Source organism: Billgrantia pellis (assembly GCF_008297955.1).
Taxonomy (GTDB): domain Bacteria; phylum Pseudomonadota; class Gammaproteobacteria; order Pseudomonadales; family Halomonadaceae; genus Halomonas; species Halomonas pellis.
The window spans coordinates 17,654-39,259 of the sequence record NZ_VTPY01000002.1; the positions used below are offsets into that span (position 1 = coordinate 17,654).

The 21,606-nt window shown below is 64.4% G+C and carries 16 protein-coding genes; 7 read left to right on the forward strand and 9 right to left on the reverse strand.

All coding sequences use genetic code 11. The annotated features are described in order from the left end of the window. Nucleotides 1–58: 58 nt before the first annotated feature. The 6 genes from galU to msrA all read left to right on the forward strand — a co-directional run bounded on the left by galU (nt 59) and on the right by msrA (nt 10,050). Complete coding sequence (gene galU / locus F0A17_RS03625) at nt 59–949, forward strand: UTP--glucose-1-phosphate uridylyltransferase GalU (RefSeq protein ID WP_149327007.1); 891 nt, start codon at nt 59–61, stop codon at nt 947–949. 5 nt (nt 950–954) lie between these two features. Further along, a complete protein-coding gene (locus F0A17_RS03630; RefSeq protein ID WP_149327008.1) occupies nt 955–2,256 on the forward strand; it encodes a UDP binding domain-containing protein in 1,302 nt (433 codons plus the stop codon). A gap of 77 nt (nt 2,257–2,333) precedes the next feature. Further along, the gene (locus F0A17_RS03635; RefSeq protein ID WP_149327009.1) at nt 2,334–3,227 is read left to right on the forward strand and encodes a coiled-coil domain-containing protein; all 894 of its coding nucleotides are present in this window, start codon (nt 2,334–2,336) and stop codon (nt 3,225–3,227) included. Between the two features lie 64 nt (nt 3,228–3,291). Further along, the gene (gene tamA, locus F0A17_RS03640) at nt 3,292–5,163 is read left to right on the forward strand and encodes an autotransporter assembly complex protein TamA (protein ID WP_149327010.1); all 1,872 of its coding nucleotides are present in this window, start codon (nt 3,292–3,294) and stop codon (nt 5,161–5,163) included. Next, a complete protein-coding gene (gene tamB / locus F0A17_RS03645) occupies nt 5,127–9,407 on the forward strand; it encodes an autotransporter assembly complex protein TamB (protein WP_228716799.1) in 4,281 nt (1,426 codons plus the stop codon). Before tamA ends, tamB begins: the two co-directional genes overlap by 37 nt. Nucleotides 9,408–9,435: 28 nt before the next feature. Beyond that, a complete protein-coding gene (gene msrA, locus F0A17_RS03650; protein ID WP_149327011.1) occupies nt 9,436–10,050 on the forward strand; it encodes a peptide-methionine (S)-S-oxide reductase MsrA in 615 nt (204 codons plus the stop codon). Here the strand turns inward: msrA and F0A17_RS03655 are convergent. The 9 genes from F0A17_RS03655 to can form a co-directional block, all read right to left on the reverse strand. Beyond that, a complete protein-coding gene (locus tag F0A17_RS03655; protein WP_149327012.1) occupies nt 10,031–11,071 on the reverse strand; it encodes a hydrolase in 1,041 nt (346 codons plus the stop codon). The genes msrA and F0A17_RS03655 overlap by 20 nt on opposite strands. A gap of 7 nt (nt 11,072–11,078) precedes the next feature. Further along, nucleotides 11,079–12,389 (reverse strand): Xaa-Pro dipeptidase, encoded by a 1,311-nt coding sequence (pepQ, locus tag F0A17_RS03660; RefSeq protein WP_149327013.1) that lies wholly within the window; start codon nt 12,387–12,389, stop codon nt 11,079–11,081. A gap of 22 nt (nt 12,390–12,411) precedes the next feature. Beyond that, a complete protein-coding gene (locus F0A17_RS03665; RefSeq protein ID WP_149327014.1) occupies nt 12,412–13,320 on the reverse strand; it encodes a LysR family transcriptional regulator in 909 nt (302 codons plus the stop codon). A 64-nt stretch (nt 13,321–13,384) separates the two neighbouring features. Then, nucleotides 13,385–14,446: an ABC transporter ATP-binding protein gene (locus F0A17_RS03670; protein ID WP_149327015.1), complete on the reverse strand. Its 1,062-nt coding sequence runs from the start codon at nt 14,444–14,446 to the stop codon at nt 13,385–13,387. Beyond that, entirely contained in the window at nt 14,443–15,465 is a 1,023-nt protein-coding gene (locus tag F0A17_RS03675) for an ABC transporter ATP-binding protein (protein WP_149327016.1), read from the reverse strand. The genes F0A17_RS03670 and F0A17_RS03675 overlap by 4 nt, the downstream gene beginning before the upstream one ends. Before the next feature lie 21 nt (nt 15,466–15,486). Next, nucleotides 15,487–16,443: an ABC transporter permease gene (locus tag F0A17_RS03680; RefSeq protein WP_149327017.1), complete on the reverse strand. Its 957-nt coding sequence runs from the start codon at nt 16,441–16,443 to the stop codon at nt 15,487–15,489. Further along, nucleotides 16,440–17,486 (reverse strand): ABC transporter permease, encoded by a 1,047-nt coding sequence (locus tag F0A17_RS03685; protein ID WP_149327018.1) that lies wholly within the window; start codon nt 17,484–17,486, stop codon nt 16,440–16,442. The genes F0A17_RS03680 and F0A17_RS03685 overlap by 4 nt, the downstream gene beginning before the upstream one ends. A gap of 98 nt (nt 17,487–17,584) precedes the next feature. Beyond that, nucleotides 17,585–19,162 (reverse strand): ABC transporter substrate-binding protein, encoded by a 1,578-nt coding sequence (locus F0A17_RS03690; protein ID WP_149327019.1) that lies wholly within the window; start codon nt 19,160–19,162, stop codon nt 17,585–17,587. A 158-nt stretch (nt 19,163–19,320) separates the two neighbouring features. Next, on the reverse strand, nt 19,321–19,974 hold the full coding sequence (gene can / locus F0A17_RS03695) for a carbonate dehydratase (RefSeq protein WP_149327020.1): 654 nt from the start codon (nt 19,972–19,974) through the stop codon (nt 19,321–19,323). 165 nt (nt 19,975–20,139) lie between these two features. Between can and gorA the strand changes: the two genes are divergently transcribed. After that, a complete protein-coding gene (gene gorA, locus F0A17_RS03700; protein WP_149327021.1) occupies nt 20,140–21,501 on the forward strand; it encodes a glutathione-disulfide reductase in 1,362 nt (453 codons plus the stop codon). The last annotated feature ends 105 nt before the right edge of the window (nt 21,502–21,606 follow it).

Here is a 21,606-nt window from a genome sequence, read left to right on the forward strand (position 1 = left end):
TGACGGAAAGGGTGACGGGTCCGGGCGGAGTCATTCATCCATTGACAAGGAAGGCACCATGATTCGCAAGGCCGTATTGCCTGTAGCCGGTTTCGGAACCCGCTGCCTGCCGGCTTCCAAGGCGATTCCCAAGGAGATGATCACCATCGTCGACCGCCCCGTGATCCAGTACGTGGTCAACGAAGCGGTGGCGGCCGGCATTCGCGATATCGTGCTGGTGACCCATGCCAGCAAGAGCGCCATCGAGAACCACTTCGACACGCATTATGAGCTCGAAGCGACGCTCGCGGCGAAGAACAAGCAGGAACTGCTGGACGAGTTGCACGCAATCGTACCCGACGACGTCAATATCATCAGCGTGCGCCAGCATGAACCGCTGGGTCTCGGACACGCCGTGCTCTGCGCGCGTCCCGTGATCGGCGACGACGCGCCCTTCGCCGTGCTGTTGCCCGATGTGCTGGTCGACGATGAAGGCCTGCCGCGCAACGATCTGGCGGGGATGCTCGATGCCTATGAAGCCAGCGGTCGCTCGCAGTTGATGGTCGAGGAGGTACCGTGGGAGCAAGTGCATAAGTACGGTATCGTCAAACCGGAGAGCGACCCGCCGTCCGCCGGGGAGTCGTGCCCCCTGGCCGGTGTGGTGGAGAAGCCGGCGCGCGAAGAGGCACCGTCCAATCTGGCCGTGATAGGGCGCTACGTACTGCCGGGCAGCATCTTCGCCCTGTTGGCCGAAACACCGCCCGGTGCCGGTAACGAGATCCAGTTGACCGATGCCATCGAGACGCTGCGCCGCGATGCCGGCGTCGATGCCTGGCGCATGCGCGGCAAGACCTACGACTGTGGTCATCAGCTCGGCTATCTCGAGGCCACGCTCGCTTATGCCCGTCGCCATCCGCGCTTCGGCGAGGGTTTCCGTGAGCTTCTCGCTCGCTACAGCAAAGCGGAGTGAGCACTATGCGAATCGAGCTACACGGAAGCGAGCTCGCAGCGGCCACGGCCGCTGCAGCGCTCTCCTGGGTGGGACACCAAGTGCATTGGGTGCCCCACGAGACGATGCGCTGGCCGGCTCTGCGAGCCGCCGACTGGCTGCGCCGCGAGCCGGATCTGCTGGCCCGCCTGGAGGATGGGCTGGAGCAGGGCACCCTGACCGTGGCCAACGGTAAGGATATCGCACCGCAGCGAGTGGACATCCTCTGGCTGGCCCTGTCACCGGAACAGCGCGAAGAGGCGGGCGAGTTGGCGGCACGCGTTGCCGAGCGGCAGGAGGGGCCGCTGACGCTGATCAACAACTCGACGTTTCCCGTCGGCGAGACCGAGCGCCTGGAGGCGCGACTGAAGGACGGCGATCGCCGAGCGGTGGCCCTCGTCGACATGATCGAGGAGGGGCGGGCATGGGCCAGCTTCACCCGACCGGGACGCTGGCTTCTCGGCTGCGACGACGAGGGTGCCGAGGCGCAGGTACGTGAACTTCTGCGTGCCTTTAATCGACGTCGCGATGTCATACAACTGATGCCCCGGCGAGCAGCCGAACTGACCAAGCTGGCCACCATTGGTATGCTCGCCACCCGCATCAGCTACATGAACGAGATTGCCGGGCTCGCCGACAGCCTCGGCGTCGATGTCGAGTACGTGCGCCAGGGGATGGGGGCCGACTCGCGCATCGGCTACGAATATCTCTACCCCGGCTGCGGCTTCGGCGGCCCCCACTTCTCTCGCGACCTGATGCGCCTGGCGGATGTGCAAGAAGCCAGCGGGCGCCACTCGGCGCTCCTCGAGCAGGTGCTCGACATCAACGAGCAGAAGAAGGAAACATTGTTCCGCAAACTGTGGACTCACTTCCACGGTCAGCTCGAGGGTCGTACCCTGGCCATCTGGGGGGCGGCGTTCAAGCCAGGCTCCGCGCGCATCGATCATGCGCCGGTGCTGACCCTGCTCAGAGCGTTGTGGGCGCAAGGCGTGCACGTACGGCTGCACGACCCGGCCGCCACCCCGGCAGTGCGGGAAGAGGTTGGCGAGCATCCCTTGCTCACGTTGTTCGATGGCGATCCTTACGCTGCCTGCGATGGGGCCGATGCGCTGATGCTCGTGACCGAGTGGAAGCACTACTGGAACCCCGACTGGCCACGCCTGGCCGAACTGCTACGTGAGCGCCTGCTGCTTGACGGGCGTAACATCTACGATCCTTTCCATGTGGCTGGCTGGGGCCTCGTCTACCGCGGCATCGGTCGCCGCGCTGATCCACGCTCGACGCGTTGAGGTCGTGGAGTGCGGCAGGTGCCTGATACGCTTACAATGCGTGGGCGCCCGCCGCACCTGCCGACAAGGAGTTTGCCATGCCTGAAGCGCGTTCCTCCGAGCGACGTCCCATCGTGCCCGACCCCGATTCCAGCCTGACCCGGTCGCGCCGTCACGCTTCACCGAGCCCCCGTCTGTGGCCGTTGAAGTTCGCGGTCCTGCTGTTGCTGGCGTCGCTGATCGTCGTGGTATGGCTCGGTTGGCACGAGCGGATGCGGCTCGAGGCCCAGGTGCAGCAGATTTCGTCGGCAATGTCGAACGTGCATGCCCGCTTCGATGCCGAGGAGGGGCGCGGCGACCGCCTGGAGAACATCGAATCGCGACTCGCTTCCGTTGAGGATCACGCCGAATCCATGGTCGCCCGGCTGGCGAGCCAGGAGGTCGAAGTGCGCCAGGTTGTGGAACGTGACACCTCACGCTTCGAGGCGATCGACGAACGCCTCGACGATACCGTCGCGCGACTCGATACTCTGATCGAGGAGGCCGACACCCGCGACGCGTTGATCAGCGCCGTGCGAACCTCCTTGGACTCGCTTGAGCGGGCGGGCGTGGAGGGGCGCGAGGCGCTGGCGGAGCGGGTCGCTGCCCTGGATGCCGCCAATCAGCGCCAGACTGCCCGGCTCGAGGCGTTGCAGCAGCGCCAGGAGGAACTGGCCGAGGCGCTACAGGAAGCGGAGGCCGGGTTCGAGGCACGCCTGGCAACGTTGGGTGAGCGCATGCAGACGCGACATGACGAGCTGGGAACGCGTATACAGGGTCTGTCGGAGGGCCTCGAGGGCATGTCCAGCGAGATGGAAGCACTGGCCGGACGAGAGGCAGGCGAGCAGACCGTCGGCCAGATCCAAGCGAGACTGTCGTCCATGGAGACCGAGCTGCGTGAACTGCGCCAGGAGCAGCTGACGTTGAGTGCCGGCCTTGAGGCCTTGCAGTAGCGGACCGAGCATGAGATACGTCAGACATGGAGTCGAGTAAAGAAGTCGACGCAAGGGAAGGCGCATGATTTCACGAATAGCGGTTCTCTGTCTGTGCTTCGGCATGGCACACGCCGCCATGGCCCTGGAGGCGCGCATCGAGGGGCTGGAAGGGGATGTGGCGGATAACGTTCGCTACTACCTGAGTGATCTGGACGCCGCACAGTACGATCGTCGACGCCTGGAGGGCGAGGTGGTGCGTCGTGCCCGAGAGGCCATGCGCGTCTACGGCTACTATGAGCCGCGAGTGCGGCCACGGCTGGATGAGCGGGACCCGCCTCGTCATGTCGAGCTGGCGATCGACTCGGGGCCGCAGGTGATCGTCGAATTGGTGGACATTCGTCTCGCGGGCGATGCCGCCCGTGACACTCCCTTCGAGGAAGCGATAGACGCCTTTCCGTTGGACGAAGGGGACCCTCTGGTGCATGCCCCCTGGGATCGGCTGCGTGGACGCCTGGCCAGTCTTGCGCTGGAGCGCGGTTATTTCGATTGGTCCTTCACCGATCGGCGTATGGAAGTCCGGCCATTCGATGAGAGCGCGCGTCTCTACCTGGCGCTGGATAGCGGTCGTCGCTACGACTTCGGAGACGTAACGATCCGTGGTAGCCACATTGTCGAGGATCGCTTGCGCCGGTTGGCGCCGTTCGAGCCGGGCGAGCCGTATCTCGCCGGTCAGGTGGCGCTCTACGCCCAACGACTGGGTCAGACGAACTGGTTCAGCTCGGTCAGCGTGCGCCCCCGTCTGGATGCCCGTCGCGAGCTTGCACTCGCGCCACCCACCTTGGGCTGGTGGAACGAAGTCGGTACCCAGGGCGAGGCCATGCTGCCCCGCGACATGGCCGAGCGAGCACGACAGGCCGAACGACCACGCCTTTCCGCAGAAGCCTTGTCCGCCGTCACCGGCTTGCACGCCGCCGAGCGTCCCGTGATGCCGGTGGATGTCTCGGTGACGCCCGCCGATCGCCATCAATTCGAGACCGGCATCGGCTATGCCACCGATGTGGGACCGCGACTGCATTTTGGCTGGAACCAGCCTTGGGTCAACCGCTACGGGCACAGCCTGGAGCACGACTTCTTCATCTCGCAGCCGGATCAGCGTTTGACCGGCACCTATCTGATGCCGCTCGACGACCCGCTGCGTGACCAGTACCGGCTTCAGTATGGGCTTCGCCACCAGGACAACGAGGATACGCGTACCAACGAGGCGACGGTGGAGTTCGCGCGACGCTGGGAATTCGATAACCTCTGGGTACAGACGCTGTTCGTGCGAGCCACCTATGAGGACTTCACTCAGGGGGGCGAAGCCGAGAAGGTCTTCATCTATTATCCCGGTGTCAGCTGGTCGCGCACGCGCACACGCAACCCGCGATTTCCCACATGGGGCGATCGCCAGCGCATCGCTTTCGAATATTCCAATGACGCCTGGGGATCTGACGCCGAGTTTTTGCGCATGACCGGCGATACCCAGTGGATTCGCATGTTCGGAGACGACCTCCGCTTCGTGACGCGCCTGGACCTTGGCGCCATCGAAACCAGCGATTTCTCCAAGATTCCCCCTTCGCTGCGGTTCTTCGCCGGTGGGGATCGCTCTGTGCGCGGCTATGGTTACGAGACCCTGGCTCCCCGCAATGAGGAGGGCCGGTTGCGTGGCGGCCAGCAGTTGCTGGCCGGCAGCGTCGAGCTGCAGCGTCGCATGGTCGGCGACTGGTGGGGAGCCGCCTTCGTCGATAGCGGCGACGCATTCGACGACTGGTGGCCGGAAACGTTGAACACCGGCGCCGGCCTGGGCGTCCGCTGGGTATCTCCCGTCGGTCCGGTACGCTTCGATATCGCTCATCCCTTCGACGACGAGGAGAATTCGTGGCGTCTTCACTTCGCCATCGGTCCGGAGTTTTGAGAGCTCGCCGGCTGTTCTGGTCACTGCTGCGGTTGGTCATCGTACTTTTCCTGCTGGCTCTCGGCGTCGTTGCGCTGATGCTCGGCCTGGCGCTGTCGCCTTGGGGAGCTGGGCTTCTGCTCGAGGAAGGGGCCAAGCGCGGCTTCTATGAGTTGGAACGCGTCGAAGGCGCGCCGCTGGATCGCCTCGTGCTGCATGGCTTTCGTCTCGAGGCCGGCGCTACTGCGGTGGCCGCCGACCGTATCGAGCTCGCCTGGGCGGAGGACTGCCTACTGCGCGGCCGGCTATGTCTCGATCGCCTGGCGCTGGAAGGAGGGCAGGTGCACTTGGCTGCCGGTGAAGCTGCCGTTGACGAGCCCACCGAGGAAGGCACCGGCGGCACTCGCTCGATTCAGCTGCCATTGCCGGTTGCGGTACGAGAGCTCGCTCTCGACGACATCGAGATGCGCTTGGCCGACGGCACGCATATCGCGCTCGACACGCTTCGTTCGGCTGCAGAGGCCGAACATTCCCAGCTTCGCCTGGGAGCGACGCGCGCCGAAGGGCTGCGGGTGGTCCTACCCGCCGCGACCAACGACGAGAAACCGACGCCCACCCCCGATCCAAGCACGGAAGCAGCTGAAGAGAGCGCACCGCCGCCGGCTTCGACGCCTTCTTTCCGCTTTCCCATGGCAATCGAGGCGCCGCAGATCGAATTGAGTGATGTCGACGTGCGCTTGGCGGATGGGACAAGGATCGCCTGGGAGCGGCTCGATAGCGGGCTCGAAGCCGAGGAGGACGAGCTGACCCTGCTGCCGACGCGCTTCGTCGAACTGACGGTGGAGCTGCCAGCCGGCTCCGCCGGGTTGGCTCTGGAGCAGAGTACGGATGGTGCTGTGCTGAGCGAGGAGGCCCTAGCCGCCGTTGCCACCGTGACGCGGGGAAGCGATCCCGGCGAGCCGGAGGTGGCGCGACAGGAACGCGAGCGTTTGGCGCTACCCGAGGTGTCTCTTCCGCTGGCCGTCTCGGCGCCGGAGATACGCCTCGAGAGCATCGAGGTAAGCGGTCCCTTCGATTATTCGCTGCGTACAGTGACGCTGGCTCTCGAGGCGAGCGACCAGGTAGTGGAGATCGCCTCGCTCGACATCGCCAGTCTGGATGCCGATGCGAACCTGACAGCCCGAGTCGAGCTGCGTGACGATTACCCGCTCGAGGCACGGCTAACGGCTGCGCTCTGGTTGCCGGAGATCATGCCTGAGCTCGCGGGGCAGCGACTCGATCTCAGACTCAATGGCAGCCTGGGCGAGCTGCACGCCGAGCTGAGTGCGCGAGGCCCGGTCGATGCCACGCTGAGCGCCCAGGCGGACGTGCTGGATCCGACCGTGCCGTTTACCGCCTCGGCGAGCAGTGAGCTGGTTCAGTGGCCATTGCCGATGCGCTCCATGACCGAGGGGGCCGAATCCGACGACGACACCCCTACCGACCCCTACGTCATCGAAGACCTCGAGCTGCGACTGGCGGGAAGCCTAGTGGATTATCGGGCGGCGCTGTCGATGCGTCTGGAAGGCCCCGAGATTCCTCTGGTGCGCGTCGCCCTGTCGGGCAGCGGTGACGTCGGGCACTTCGCCTGGACACCGCTATCGCTGAGCCTGGGCGACGCCTCGATCGTCAGCCGTGGCCGGATCGAGTGGCGGGATGGACTGGATGTCGAGGCTACGGCACGACTCGACAACGTCGATCCGGGCCAGTTCACCGATGCCGTGGCGGGTCGGCTGAGCGGTAATGTGGACGTGTCCTTTATCCAGAATGACGAAGGCTGGCAGTTACGTTTGCCGCGGCTGGATATCGACGGCGAGCTACAGGATCTGCCGCTATCGCTCGAAGCGAGCCTGGCGGGCGACAGCGAGATGCAATGGCAGGTGGAGCGATTCGATTTCCGCCAGGGCGATAACCGTGTCACCGCCAGCGGGGCGATCTCCGAACAGCGCATGGACCTGAGCGGCGAGGTCCGCCTGCTCGAGCTGGACAGCTTACACGACGCGCTGAGCGGCAGGCTGACCGGGCGCTTCGGTACGGGGGGTAGCCCCGAGCGTCCGCGCCTGGAACTCGATCTCGAGGGTCGCGGGCTGGCCTTCGCCGACAATCGTGCCGAAGCGCTGCGGTTGAGAGGCAACGTCCAGGGGATCGATGACCCCGTGCTGGATGTATCGCTCGAGGTTACCGGGCTCGGCGCCGGCGGTCAGCGCTTCCACGAGATGACGCTCGATCTCGAGGGCCGATTATCCTCGCATCGGGCCACACTGGAAGCCACGGCCGGTCATGACATGCCGTTGTCACGTGCCTTACTGGTGCTCGAAGGTGGGTTGTCGGACGATCGACAGCGCTATGAGGGGCGCATCACACCGCTCGAGGTGGACACGGAGTTTGGCGAGCTGCGTCTCGACGAACCGATCGTTTTCCGCGCCGATGTTGCCGCCGGCAATGCCCGGGTACAGCCGTTCTGTCTGCACCGCGAGCAGGGCGGGCGCATCTGCCTCGACGATACCCTCGAAGCGGGCGCACAACAGGGGCGGGGAGCATTGTCGGTGCAGGGCCTGCCGCTGGATATTCTCGATCCATGGCTACCTCAGGACTGGCAGGCCAGTGGCACCACCGAAGCCGAGCTGCAGTTGCAGTGGCGGCAAGGAGGAAGCCAGTGGAGCGTGGCGGGTGACCTGAGCAGCGAACTGGATCTGGAAGGGCTGGATATCTACGGCCAGCCCTGGTCGATGCCGGATACCCGACTGAACGTGACGATTGACGCCAGCCAGGATCGCACGGCGATGAACCTCGATGTGGCGCTTGCCGATGCCGGCCGTCTCGAACTCGATATCGGCTTGAATGACCCCACCGGCCGCGGTGAGCTGGACGGTGCCTTGACCCTCGACGGCCTCGATCTGTCGCGCTATCGCACGCTGGCTTCCGGCCTGGATATGCTCGAGGGAATCGTCGCTGGGCGCGTCAGGATCGACGGTACGCGTGACAATCCGCAGTTGGATGGGGCGCTCGAGCTGAACGGGCTGCGTGCCAGCGGTCTGGACGTTCCGCTGATCGTCGAGGACGGCCGCATTCGCATCGAACTCAACGGCGACTCCGCGCGGATCATGGGTTATGTCGCCAGTGATGAAGGGCGGCTGGTGATCGATGGCAATGCCGAGTGGCCTTCGCTCGATGAATGGCGCATCGAGGTCGACCTGGACGGCACGCGCCGCCCCCTGCTGGTCACACTGCCGCAATTCGGCCGCCTGCGCGTCGCCCCCGATATCGAGGTGCGCATCGATCCGCAACTGCTGAGCGTGCGTGGTGACGTGCAGGTGCCCTGGGCGAGGCTCGAACTCGGCGAGGCGCCGCCGGCGGCGGTAAGCCCTAGTCCCGACGAAGTCGTCATTACGCGGCGCGACGAGGAGCGCGCCAGGCGCAATGCGGCGCTTGACGACGCAGCAGGCAACGACGAAGCCGCCGCGGTGGCCCTGCGTGAAGCGGGGATGCGACTGGATGTGCTCATCAATCTCAACCTGGGTCCCGACATGCTGCTCGACACCCGAGGGCTGGAGACCGGGCTCACCGGAACGCTGGAGGTGCGTCAGCAGGATGGGCCGGTGCAGCTGTTCGGTGACGTCAACCTGACGGATGGCCGTTTCCGCGCCTTCGGCCAGGACCTGCTGATTCGTCAAGGACAACTGCTGTTCAGCGGCGCGCCCGACCAGCCGCTGCTCGACTTCGAGGCCATTCGTAATCCCGACGTCACCGAGGACGGGGTGATCGCGGGACTGCGTGTCACCGGCTTTGCCGCCGAACCGACTCTTACGATTTTCTCGGAGCCGGCGATGGACGAGGCGAGAGCGCTCTCTTACCTGCTGCGGGGCCGAGCACCGAGGGACGGCGACGCCGATGGCGCCCTGACTTCGGCGCTGGTAGGCCTTACGCTGGGGCGCACCGGTGGCGCCGTGGGAGCGATCGGCCAAGCGTTCGGCATCGACGACCTGGCACTTGAGACAGCCGGGTCCGGCGACGAGAGCCAGGTCGTGGTCAGTGGCTACCTGACAGAGGATCTGCGCATCAGCTATGGTGTCGGTATCTTCTCCCCGATCGCTGAGCTGACGTTGCGCTACACCCTGTGGCGCGACTTCTACGTACAGGCCGTTTCCGGCGCCGCTCAGGCCGTGGATCTGGTCTATATCTTCACTCGGCCGGGCAATCCGCCGCGGCTCGAGAGTGAGCCATGAAACAGTGGGCCTTGAACAGGAGAGTGCCATGATCCTCGATCCCGCCGATGCTCTGCCTGGGCGCGATGAACCGATGCGCGTGTCCGGGATTCATGCCGTCAACGGTCGCTCGATGTTGCCGCCGTACCCGGCGGAGTACGAGGAACTCGTCTTGGGGCTGGGCTGCTTCTGGGGCGCCGAGCGACTCTTCTGGCAGTTGCCTGGGGTCCATGTGACTGCGGTGGGCTATGCGGGAGGCGTGACGCCCAATCCGACCTACGAGGAGACCTGTACCGGTCGTACGGGACATGCCGAGGTCGTCAAGGTCGTATTCGATCCGCGTGAGGTCGATGTCGAATGGCTACTGAGGGTCTTCTGGGAAGCCCACGATCCGACCCAGGGTATGCGCCAGGGCAACGATGTCGGAAGCCAGTACCGCTCGGCGATCTTCGCGACGCACAACGACCAGTTGGTGACCGCGAAACGCAGCCGCGATGCCTACCAGTATTCGCTGGCCCAGGCCGGGCGCGGCAGGATTACCACGGAGATCGCGCCCCTCGCGGCGTTCTACCTTGCCGAGGAGTACCACCAGCAGTATCTGCACAAGAATCCCGGTGGCTACTGCGGGCTGCAGGGGACCGGGGTCAGCTGCCCGATCGGCTGAGGCGACGTCCCGCCGGCAAGCGCCAGGAGGCGTTCGAGACGGACCAAGCGCTCAGCTCGTGCGCCAGGCGCCGTGCCAGCCACGGCCGAAGACGCCCGTCTCGCCATTCCATGAAACCGACGTGACCGCCATGCCGGGCAATCTCGAGGCGCACCGCGTCGGAAGGTGGCGGCAGGTTGTCGAAGAGATTCGCCGGCATGAAGGGATCGTCGTTGGCGTGCACGATCAGGGTAGGGAGTTCGATGCTGCCCAACAGATGACCGGCCGAGGCGCGTCGATAATAGTCGGCGGCGTTGCGAAACCCATGCAGGGGGGCGGTGACGAAGTCGTCATAGGCGCGCAGGCTGTCGAGCCGCATCAGAGCGGCGACGTCGAGCGCCAGCGGGAGCTCGTCGCGCATCAACCTGTCACGCACCTTGCACCTGAGCGCTTTGAGCAGATGACGTTCGTAGAGACGGGCGAACCCCCGGCTCAGGCTGTCGGCACTTGCGGCTAGATCAAGCGGGGCACTGACGACGATGGCGCCGGCCAGATCGAGCCCATCGCCTCCCTGCTCGGCGACCAGCTTGAGCAGCATGTTGCCTCCCAGCGAAACGCCCGCCGCGACCTTGAGTGCCTTGGGGTAGCGGCGCGAAAGTTCAGCGAACAACCAGTAGGCGTCGGCGGTGTCACCGCTGTGGTAGGCCCGGGGCAAACGGTTGGGCTGGCTGCCGCAGCCGCGGAAATGCATCAGTACGGCGCGCCATCCCGATAGGCTGGCGGTAGCCAGCAGCCAACGGGCATAGGGGGAAGCGAAGGAACCCTCGAGTCCGTGGAACAGTACGAAGAGAGGGGCTTGTGGATCGTTCGGGGCGGGCTGTGCCCAGTTCAGTTCGACAAAGTCGCCGTCGGGGAGCTCGAGTATTTCAACGCTCCGCGACAGGCGCGGACGAGGCAGCATGCGTGGCAACAGCGTCTGGATGTGGGCGTTGGCAAGCCCACGGGGGGGAACGAAGTCGGCCCAATGTCGTGCTGCGCTCATGTCGCCGTCACTCGATGCGGGGCGTCAGGTTCTCGGCTCCCTGCGCCGTAATCCTGACATTGTCTTCGATCCGGATACCGCCGTGCGGAGCCAAGCGCTCCACCAGCGGCCAGTTCACCTCATGGCCCGCCGTTCCTTGCCGCAGCGGTGCGAGGAGCAGGGGGATAAAGTAGAAGCCCGGTTCTATGGTGACCACCATCCCCGCTTCCAGTTCACGCGTCAGGCGCAGCGCGGGATGCTCGACAGGCGGTGGTAGGGGAATGCCATTGCACGCGGTGCGGCCGGCCACGTCGTGAACCTGAACGCCGAGAAGATGACCGAGACCATGGGGGCAGAAGGCGCGCGTAATGCCGCTTTCGACGGCGGCCTCCGCGGAGCCGCTGACCAGTTCGCTCACCACCAGCAGCTCGCCGAGCAGGCGATGCATTCGCTCGTGCAGCTCGACAAAGCCAACGCCGGGAGCGACCGCTGCGATCAGGCGCTGCTTGATGTCGTGCATGCGTGCGATCAGGTCTGCGAAGAGCGGGTCGGCTTCGGCTCCCGCCCAGGTTCGGGTAATGTCGGCACAATAGCCGCGATAGCGGTGGCCCGCATCCACCAGCAGGCTGTATCGCTCGCGGGGCGCTTGCGTGTCGTAATGCTGATAATGCAGTACCGCGGCATGCGAACCGATGCCGACGATGTTGCCGTAAGGTAGTACGCTTTCACGCTGACGCGAGGCCTGGAGATAGGCCAGGTGAATGTCGAGTTCGCTTCCTCCGGCCAGAAAGGCTTCCCGGGCGGCACGATGGCCGAAAATGGCCATGCGATTGGCCTCGCTCAGACAGGCGATCTCATACTCGGACTTGCGTACGCGGCCTTCGTCCAGCGCGGTGAGCAGGGCGGGCGGGTTGAGTTCCGCACCGAGCGCGGCAGACGTCGCGGCGGAGACATCGCCGATCACGGCAAGGCGACCGCCTGCGACACTGGGTGGCGCCTCGTCGTAGTGTCCGGGAGTCACCTCGAGCCTTTCGGTCCAGGCCTCGTCGGGAAGCTGCGCCGGCAAATGCCAGAAGTCGTCGGGAGCATGCAGGTAGCAGACGGGCCGCCGGCCGGGGTGTACCAGCAGCCAGCTGTGCGTCAGTTCGGCCTGTCCCGTCCAGTGCTGGAAGTGGCCGTAGCCCTGAAAGCTGGCGTCCTGGTCGTCACCGAAGTGGCGGGCGGGTCGACCGCTGTAGATCAATAGCCGGTCGTAGCCCTGGGCAGCGAGCACTTCGGCGTAGCGATTCTCGAGCGCGTCGAAGTGACGCGTCTGCAGGGCATCGAGGTCGAGGGTCATGATTTAACTCCGGTTCGGAAGATCAGGCGGACACGCCCGGCGAGAGGCTCTCCCAGAAGGTGGCCACCGCTGAGTGCCTGCTTTCGGCGCGGCGGTAGAGGCGGATCTCCAACGGGACCTGCCAGCGTTCGCCACCGGCCGCGACCAGGGTGCCTGCGGTGAGCGCCTCGCGCACGCTGCGCCCGGGTAGCCAGCCCAGGCCATAACCCAGGCTAACCAGTTCGCGAATATTATTGCTCTGGATGCTTTCGTTGAGGATGCTGAAGTCTGGCGTTTCGCCGAGATGGGCCAGGTGGCTGCGAATCATGGCGTCGAACAAGCCGCGCGGGTGATAGGCGATCAGTGGCAGCCGGGCGCCATCGTCCAGTGAAAAGCGCGGCTGCCCATCCGCTTCCGGCAGCGAGACGGGAATCAGGCGCTCCTCCCCGAGCCGACAGGAGACGAACCCTTCCGTGTCGGGCTCGATGCCGCAAGGCGTGCGCGGCCAGTAGCACAGCACCAGGTCGCACTCCTCGCGGGATAACGCCCGAAAGTAGTCGTCGACCAGCCAACTGGTGGCGCGCAGGTAGGGCGTCACCGATGGCGGTACCGGCCACTGGCCGAGCCACTCTGGCACGAAGTGGGCGAGCAGGCTCTGTGGTGCCGCCAGGCGAATACGCCCCGCCTGCTGTTCAGCGAGCTGGATCAGGCGCCGACGGCTCTCGGCGATCCGCTGGGTGATATCGTGGCAAAGCCCTAGGAACTCCTCACCGGCGGGTGTCAGCGACAGCGGCAGCGTCTGACGGTTGATCAGCGTCGTGCCCATCTCCTCCTCCAGCAGTTTGATGCGTCGCGAGAAGGTCGGCTGGGTGACGTTCTGTTGCTCGGCGGCACGTGAAAAATGACGTGTGCGGGCCAGGGCGATGAAGTCTTCCAGCCAACGTAGTTCCATGTTGTCTCCCGAGACAGGACGAGTACCGCACTCACATTGTAGCCAGAGGCATCATCGCATCGTCTCAGACGAGACGTCCCTCTTCGATGGCGTGGCAGGCCACGCGGCCGCCGCCATCGTGGGCGATCAGCGTCGGCACCTCTTCGCGGCAGCGAGCGTTGGCATGCGGGCAGCGGGCGTGAAAGACGCACCCCGAGGGCAGGTTGACCGGCGTGGGCACTTCCCCCTTGAGACGGATGTGCTGGGGGCGGTCATCCTCGAGCCGCGGAATCGCCGAGAGCAGCGCACGGGTGTAGGGATGGCGCGGCGTGGCGAACAGCGTCGCCGTGGGCGCCACCTCGCACACCCGGCCCAGGTACATCACGGCTACGCGGGTACCGAAGTGCTCCACCACGGCGAGGTCGTGGGTAATGAACAGGTAGGTCAGGTTGCGTTGCTGCTGCGCATCCATCAGCAGGTTGAGCACCTGGGCCTGGATGGAGACATCGAGCGCCGAGATCGGCTCGTCGGCGACGATGAATTCCGGGTCCACGGCCAGCGCCCGGGCGATGGCGATGCGCTGCCGCTGGCCGCCGGAGAACTCGTGACCGTAGCGTTTGCCCCAGTCGGGCGCGACGCCTACCGAATGCATCACCTCGGCGACCTTGTCAGCCACCTGCTGGCGATTCCAGTCGGGATGGTGCAGGCGGATCGGCTCCTCCAGTGTCTGTTGAATGGTCATGCGCGGGTTGAGTGATGCATAGGGGTTCTGAAAGATCATCTGCATACGTCGGCGGTAAGGCATCAACGACTTGGTCGACAGGTCGTCGATGCGCGTGCCGTCGTAATGGATCTCGCCACCGGAAGGGTGAATCAGGCCCATCACGATGCGTGCCACGGTGGACTTGCCACACCCGGATTCGCCGACCACGCAAAGTGCCTCGCCGCGGCGGATGTCCAGGTCGATGCCGTTGATGGCGTGCACGAATTTCTGCTCGCGCACCAGCCTGCCGCCCTTGAACTTGAGCTGTTCGAGGAAATCGCCGGAGAGCGAGAAGCGCTTTTCCAGGCCACGGATCTCCAGCAATGTTCGATCGGCGTCGGTGGCCGGCGCCTTGTGAGAAGGCGCGATTGCCGTCGCTGTCATCGGGTTGTCTCCTCGGCCGGTATGCGTTCGCGTTCGATCATCTCGGCGACCATGTGGCAGGCCACTTGGCAGTTACCGGAGGCGACGAACTCGGGCACTTGGCAGCGACAGCTGGGACGCTCGCTGCCGTCGGGGTGTCGAGTGAAGGCGCAGCGTGGATGGAAGGCGCAGCCGCTCGGCAAGTTGTCGAGCGATGGCATGCTGCCGGGAATCTGGTTGAGTCGCTCGCCCGGCGTGGCCATCTGCGGCAGCGCATTCATCAGCCCCTGCGTGTAGGGATGCTGTGGGTCGTTGATGATCTCGCGGGTCGGGCCCTGCTCGATCACCCGGCCGGCGTACATCACCAGCATACGCTGGGTCACCTGGCTGACGACTCCCAAGTCATGTGTGATCAGGATCAGGCCGACGTTGTGCTTCTCGCATAGCTCCAGCAGAAGCGCCATAATCTCGGCCTGGATGGTGACGTCGAGCGCCGTGGTGGGCTCGTCGGCGACGATGATGTCCGGATCGAGGAGCAAGGCGATAGCGATGATCACCCGCTGCCGCATGCCGCCGGAGAGTTCGTGGGGGTACTGGTCGAGGCGTGCCTCGGGCGAGGGGATCTGCACCTGCTCGAGCTTGCGCAGGGCGATGGCTCGCGCCTCGCGCCGGGCGATGCGGCGATGCGCCTTGAGACATTCGATCATTTGCTCGCCGATGGTAAGCACCGGGTTGAGCGTCATCATCGGATCCTGAAAGATCATCGAGATGCGGTGCCCACGAATCCGGCGTAGCGCACGATCGCTGAGTCCGGTGAGTTCCTGACCGTCGAAGCGAATGCTGCCGCCGGCGATGTAGCCGGGTTTGGAAATTAGGTTGAGCAGACTGAACGCCGCCACCGACTTCCCGGCGCCGGATTCGCCAACGATGCCCAGCCGCTCGCCGCGATCCAGGCTGAAGCAGACGTCGCGCAGCGCCTGGACTTCGCCGCGGCGCAGGGCGAAGCGCACGTCGAGGTAGTTGACTTCGAGAAGTGACATGGGAGTCTCCAGAATCCGTCGTCAGCCCTTGTATAGGCGCGGGTTGAGCACGTCGCGCAGCCAGTCGCCGAGCAGGTTGATCACCAATACCAGCAGCACCAGCACCGCCCCGGGCATCAGAGTGATCCACCAGGAGCCCGACTGTAGGTAGTCGAAGCCCGACTTGATCAGCGAGCCCAGCGATGGGTGGGTCTCCGGCATGCCCAGCCCCAGGAAGGAGAGTGCCGCCTCGGAGATGATGGCGTTGGCCACCTGCACCGTGGAGATGACGAAGATCGGCGACAGGGTGTTGGGCAAGATATGGCGGAACATGATGCGCCGGCTGGAGAGGCCCATGGTGCGTGCCGCATCGACGTATTCCTTGTTCTTCTCGGCAAGCACCGAAGCGCGAACGGTACGGGCGTACTGCGGCCATTCGGCGAGGCCGATGATCAGCACCAGCAGCGGCACGGCGTAGGCGCTGAAGGTGGCGCCGCCGAAGATTGCCTTGACCAGGGCTCCCACCACGATGGCCACCATCAGGGTGGAAAAGGAGAGCTGGATGTCGGCCAGACGCATCAGGAAGGCGTCGATACGCCCACCCAGGTAGCCGGCCAGCAGTCCGAAGCTGACCCCCAGAATCGCCTGCAGGGCCACGGCCCCGAAGCCGATGATCAGCGATACCCGCGCACCGTAGAGGATGGTGGAGAGCATGTCGCGGCCTTGGGCATCCGTGCCGAGAACGTAGGCATCCTCGCTGCCGGAGATCCAGAACGGCGGCAGTTCCGAGGCGAGAATATCGATCTGCGCCAGATCATAAGGGTTCATCGGCGCCAGCCACGGCGCCAGCACGGCGGCCACCACCATCAGTACGAAGACCAGCAGGCTGATCTGGGCGATCAGGTCGCGCTTGAAGCTGTAGAGGAGGTATGAATCGCGAAAGCGCTCCCAGCGGCTCGCTGTGGGAGGGCCCTCGATGGAAGAGGTCGTGGTGTTCATGCGGGATTACCTGTCAGCTTGACGGTGGGGTTGACAAGGCCATAGATCAGATCGACCAGAGTGTTGGTGATCACGAAGATCAGCCCCACGATCATCAGGTAAGTGATGATCAAAGGAATGTCGGAGCGGTTGATGGCATTGAGGAACATCAGCCCCATCCCCGGCCACTGAAAGACCGTCTCGGTGAGGATGGTATAGGCCACCAGGGTGCCGATCTGTACCCCGCCCACAGTGATTACCGGCAGCATGGTGTTCTTGAGCGCATGCAGAAAATAGATGCGGCGCAGGCGGATGCCCTTGGCGCGAGCGAACTTGACGTATTCCGACTGCAGCACCTCGAGCATCTCGGCGCGAATCAGCCGGATGAACAGCGGCAGCATGATCGAGGCCAGCGAGATAGCTGGCAGAACCAGGTAGGTCAGCCCCTTCAGCGAGGCAAAGTTGGTGTACCAGGTGCCGAAGACATGCAACGGGTCGCCACGGCCGTAGGCCGGCATGCCGCCTTCGGTGGTGATCAGATCATTGAGCCAGCTACCCCAGGTGGTATCGGCGGGGAAGGGCGCCCAGGTCATGCCGATGGCAAACAGCTGAATCAGTACGATAGCCGTGAGGAATACCGGAATCGAAATGCCGACGATGGAGACACCCATGAAGAAGCGCGACAGCCAGGCTCGCGGCTTGATGGCGCTGTACACGCCGATGGGCACCGACAGCACGATGATCAGGAAGGTGGAGGCCGCTACCAACTCCAGGGTGGCCGGCAAGTGACGAAGGATCACCTCGGTGGTCGGCTGGTTGAAGATATAGGAGTAGCCGAAATCGAGCTGGGCGGCATTGACGGCGAAGCGCAGGTACTGGACCAGGAAGGGATCGTTGAGCCCGAGCCGCTCGCGCAGCTCCTCGCGCTCGCTCTCGGGCACCGACTGACCGACCATCTGCTGGATGGGGTCGCCGAGACTCTCCTGGATGGCGAAGGCGATCACGCTGATGACGAACATCACCAGCAGCGCATGGAAGAGGCGCTTTACCAGAAAGGCGATCATGGATGGCGTCCTGTGGGCAACGCGGGGCGGCACGCCCGCCTGGGACGTGCCACCGTGTCGGGTTCACGGAATGCCGGCCCGCGGGCCGGCAGGGTGGGTCACTCGGCCTCGATGACCAAATCCCCGAGATAGGGGAAGTTCATCACGTTGAGGATCGGCTCGATGTCGACGTTCGGCGCGGCGGCCCAGGCGAGATCTTGCCAATGCAGCGGCACGAAAGCGGCCTCGTCGTAGAGCGTCTGCTCGACCTGCTGGAGCATTTCGGCGCGCTTCTCCAGGTCGACCTCGAGGTTCGCCTCGGCGACCAGCTTGTCGAGTTCCGGGTTGCAATAATTGCCAGCGTTATACTGGCCGGCACCGGTATCCGGGTCCGGACAGGCGGTGAGGTACTCGTGGAAGTTGGCGCTGTCCTCGGTGTCGGCGTGCCAACCGATCAACATCACGTCCGCGGCGCGATCGTCGTATTCACCCCAGTACTGCGCCTTGGGCAAAGTCTTGAGATCCACTTCGACGTTGATGCGTGCCAGCATGGTGGCCACCGCCTGGGCGATCCTGGCATCGTTCACGTAGCGGTTATTGGGCGCCATCATGGTGATCTGGAAACCATCGGCGTAGCCGGCTTCCTCCATCAGTTCCTGGGCTCTTTCCAGGTCATGGCGCCGCTCGAGCGACTCAATATGCCCCGCGTAGCCCTCGGGAGAGAATTGCGCTGCCGGGGTGGCGAAGCCCTTCATCAGGCGTTCGGCGATGGCGTCCTGGTTGATGGCGTAGGCGAAGGCTTGGCGTACCCGCTCGTCCTGGAAGGCCTCGACGCGCTCCTGATTCATGTGCAAGAGAATGATGCGAGTACCTGACATGGTGACCAGTTCGGCATTGTGGCTCTCGCGAACGCGGTCCAGGTCGTTAGGCGGCACCGGGGCGATGAAGTCGACGTCGCCGGAGAGCAGGGCGGCCACGCGCGTGGCGTTCTCGCTGATCGGGGTGAGCACGATTCTGTCGACGTTGCCGGGAGACTCCTCATCCCAGTAGTCGGCGAACCGCTGAAACTCCATCCGGTTGCCTTTCTGGTGTTCGATCACGGTGAACGGGCCGGTGCCGGAGAGATGGGACGAGGCGAAGGAGTTGCCGTTCTTGACGATTTCGTCCTTGGGATCGCCGTCCTCGGCGGTGCCGCTGTAATATTGGCTATCCATCGGGAAGACATAGGTAGCCAGGTTGAGCAGCAGCGGATAGGGCTTCTCTGTCTTGAACTCGACGGTGTAATCGTCGAGAGCGGTCACGCTTGCGACGGGTTCGAAGATCGCCTTGAAGTCCGGGCTGCGCTTGAGGCGCTCCACGGTCCACACCACATCATCTGCGGTGAAGTCGTTGCCGCTGTGAAACTTGACACCCTCGCGCAGGGTCATGCGCATAGTGGTGTCGTCGACCTGTTCCCAATCGGTGGCCAGGCGCGGCTCGAAGTCGAAATCTTGTGACCAACGCACCAGCGGGTCGAAGGTCATGTGGGAGAGCTGCAGTATACCACCGGAGAGCTGCTCATGGATGTCGAGCGAGACCGGGTCGGCGTCGTAGGCCATGCGCAGGGTGTTCTCGGCATTGGCGATGGCCGGCAGCAGCGCCGTACCGGTCATGACGGCACCGATCATTCCGGCCAGCAAGGTCTTTTTAAACGTCATGTGTCGTTCCCTTCTCGGGTTTTTGTTGTGCGCGCCCTATCGGCCGCGCCTGCGTGGTACGCAAGCCAATGTAGTGATCTGCCCGAGAAGAGGACAATCGAAATTCCGACAGGCGCCATGCGCAAGGCGAATAGTGCCGTGACGCTAGGAAGGAAAGATCAGTCGCCGGGCGGTGCCGCCAGGCGGTCTATGCGATACAGCGTGGCCACCTGATCGAGTCCCAGGACGCTGCAATCGAGGTCGCGAATACGACCATTGTCTAGACCGTAGATCCAGCCATGAATGGCCAAGGGCTGGCCGCGCTGCCAAGCGTGCTGGATGGTCTTGTTATGACACAAGTTCTTGATCTGGGCTCTGACGTTCAGCTCGCACATGCGGTCCACCTGCTCGTCAAGCGACAGCTCGGCCAGTCCTTGGCGGTGCTGGTGGTAGAGTTCGCGCACCGAATGCAGCCAGAGGTCGACCATGCCGTTGTCGCCGCCGGCAACCGCGGCCCGCACGCCACCGCAGCCGTAGTGGCCGACGACCATGATGTGCCGAACCTCGAGCACATCGACGGCGTACTGCAGTACCGACAGCGCGTTGAGGTCGTTGTGGTGGACAAGATTGGCGACGTTGCGATGTACGAAGACTTCGCCGGGGGGCAGCGAGATGATCTGGTTGGCCGGTACACGGCTGTCGGAGCAGCCAATCCAGAGATAATCGGGGTTCTGCTGGCTGGATAGCCGGGCGAAGAAGTCGGGGTCTTCCTGCTGCATACGCTCGGCCCAGGCGCGGTTGTTGTCGAGCAGGGCGTTGATTTCCTTGTCCATGGGATAATTCGCTTAGTCAGTCAGGGCCAGCTCCTTGTACCTAGCCCAGGCGTTGTGGTCAACCGTAGCGGACTGGCGGACCTGCACGCTCGCCCCCGGCACTGGTAGTATCGTGCCATTCCGATCAGGCCGACTCGCATAGCTCGGCGAGACAAGGAGAACTGCGTGTCAGATTTCGATTATGACCTTTTCGTCATCGGCGCCGGCTCCGGCGGGGTGCGTGCAGCGCGCACCGCGGCGGCAACCGGGGCCCGGGTGGCCGTTGCCGAAGATCGCTACCTGGGGGGAACTTGCGTCAACGTTGGCTGCGTACCCAAGAAGCTCTACTCCTACGCCGCCCATTTCCATGATGCCTTCGAGGACGCAAGCGGTTTCGGCTGGCAGCTGCCGCAACCGCCGCGTTTCGATTGGCCGACCCTGCGCGACAACAAGATTCGCGAGATCAAGCGGCTCAACGATATCTATGGTCGGTTGCTGGAAAACGCCGGCGTACGGCTGATTCACGGGCGGGCGAGGGTGGTCGATGCGCACTGCATCGAAGTGGATGGCGAGCGCTATCGTGCCGCGAAGATTCTGGTCGCGGTGGGCGGCTGGCCCTGGGTGCCGGAGTTTCCGGGGCGCGAGCATACGGTGACGTCCAACGAAGTGTTCGATCTCGAACGGTTTCCGGAACGCTTTCTGGTCCTCGGTGGCGGCTATATCGCGGTGGAGTTCGCCAGCATTTTCAATGGGCTCGGCTGCGAGACTCATCTGGTCTATCGGGGTGAGCTGTTCCTGCGGGGGTTCGATCGCGAAGTACGCGAGTTCACACGTGAGCAGATGGCGGCAAAAGGCGTCAACCTGCACTTCGAGACCAATGTCGAGCGCATCGACAAGGTGGCCGGCGGCCTGCAGGTGTCGCTGACCAACGGTGAAACGCTGGAAGTGGACGCTGTCCTGGCGGCGACTGGGCGCCGGCCCAACCTGACGGGGTTGGGGCTCGACGTGCTGGACGTGGCGCTCAATCCCGACGGCACCCTAAAGGTGAACGAGCGCTTCGAGACATCCGTACCCTCCATCCTCGCCATTGGCGACGTCACGGGCGGGCCGGAGCTGACGCCTGTGGCGTTGGCCGAGGCCATGCATCTGGTTCGGCAGCACTTCGACGACGCTCCCTCGACCGCAATGGATTACCGCAACATCGCCACGGCGGTGTTCTGCCACCCCAATATCGGCACTGTAGGACTTTCCGAGGAGCAGGCGCGCGAGCAATGCGAAGCGATCCGCGTCTATCGCACCGACTTCCGGCCCATGAAGCACACGCTGTCGGGCAGCGCCGAGCGCTGCCTGATGAAGCTGGTCGTCGATGACGCGAGCGACGTCGTGGTGGGCGCTCACATGGTCGGCGAAGAGGCGGGGGAACTGATCCAGGGGATTGCCATTGCCGTGAAGGCCGGCCTGACCAAGGCGGACTTCGATGCCACCATCGGGATTCACCCGACCGGTGCGGAAGAGTTCGTCACCATGCGCACCCCATCTCGCACTTGAGCCGGATCGCGTTCACCATCGCTCAGCGGGCCGCCTGATAGGCGGCCCGCTAATGTTTCGCCCCACGTTACCGTTTGCCTGGTCTAGACTTGTGAAAGGCGCTGG

Coding starts and splice junctions, on each gene's coding strand:
- galU (WP_149327007.1), top strand. CDS start 59: ATGATTCGCAAGGCCGTATTGCCTGTAGCCGGTTTCGGAACCCGCTGC.
- F0A17_RS03630 (WP_149327008.1), top strand. CDS start 955: ATGCGAATCGAGCTACACGGAAGCGAGCTCGCAGCGGCCACGGCCGCT.
- F0A17_RS03635 (WP_149327009.1), top strand. CDS start 2,334: ATGCCTGAAGCGCGTTCCTCCGAGCGACGTCCCATCGTGCCCGACCCC.
- tamA (WP_149327010.1), top strand. CDS start 3,292: ATGATTTCACGAATAGCGGTTCTCTGTCTGTGCTTCGGCATGGCACAC.
- msrA (WP_149327011.1), top strand. CDS start 9,436: ATGATCCTCGATCCCGCCGATGCTCTGCCTGGGCGCGATGAACCGATG.
- F0A17_RS03655 (WP_149327012.1), bottom strand. CDS start 11,071: ATGAGCGCAGCACGACATTGGGCCGACTTCGTTCCCCCCCGTGGGCTT.
- pepQ (WP_149327013.1), bottom strand. CDS start 12,389: ATGACCCTCGACCTCGATGCCCTGCAGACGCGTCACTTCGACGCGCTC.
- F0A17_RS03665 (WP_149327014.1), bottom strand. CDS start 13,320: ATGGAACTACGTTGGCTGGAAGACTTCATCGCCCTGGCCCGCACACGT.
- F0A17_RS03670 (WP_149327015.1), bottom strand. CDS start 14,446: ATGACAGCGACGGCAATCGCGCCTTCTCACAAGGCGCCGGCCACCGAC.
- F0A17_RS03675 (WP_149327016.1), bottom strand. CDS start 15,465: ATGTCACTTCTCGAAGTCAACTACCTCGACGTGCGCTTCGCCCTGCGC.
- F0A17_RS03680 (WP_149327017.1), bottom strand. CDS start 16,443: ATGAACACCACGACCTCTTCCATCGAGGGCCCTCCCACAGCGAGCCGC.
- F0A17_RS03685 (WP_149327018.1), bottom strand. CDS start 17,486: ATGATCGCCTTTCTGGTAAAGCGCCTCTTCCATGCGCTGCTGGTGATG.
- F0A17_RS03690 (WP_149327019.1), bottom strand. CDS start 19,162: ATGACGTTTAAAAAGACCTTGCTGGCCGGAATGATCGGTGCCGTCATG.
- can (WP_149327020.1), bottom strand. CDS start 19,974: ATGGACAAGGAAATCAACGCCCTGCTCGACAACAACCGCGCCTGGGCC.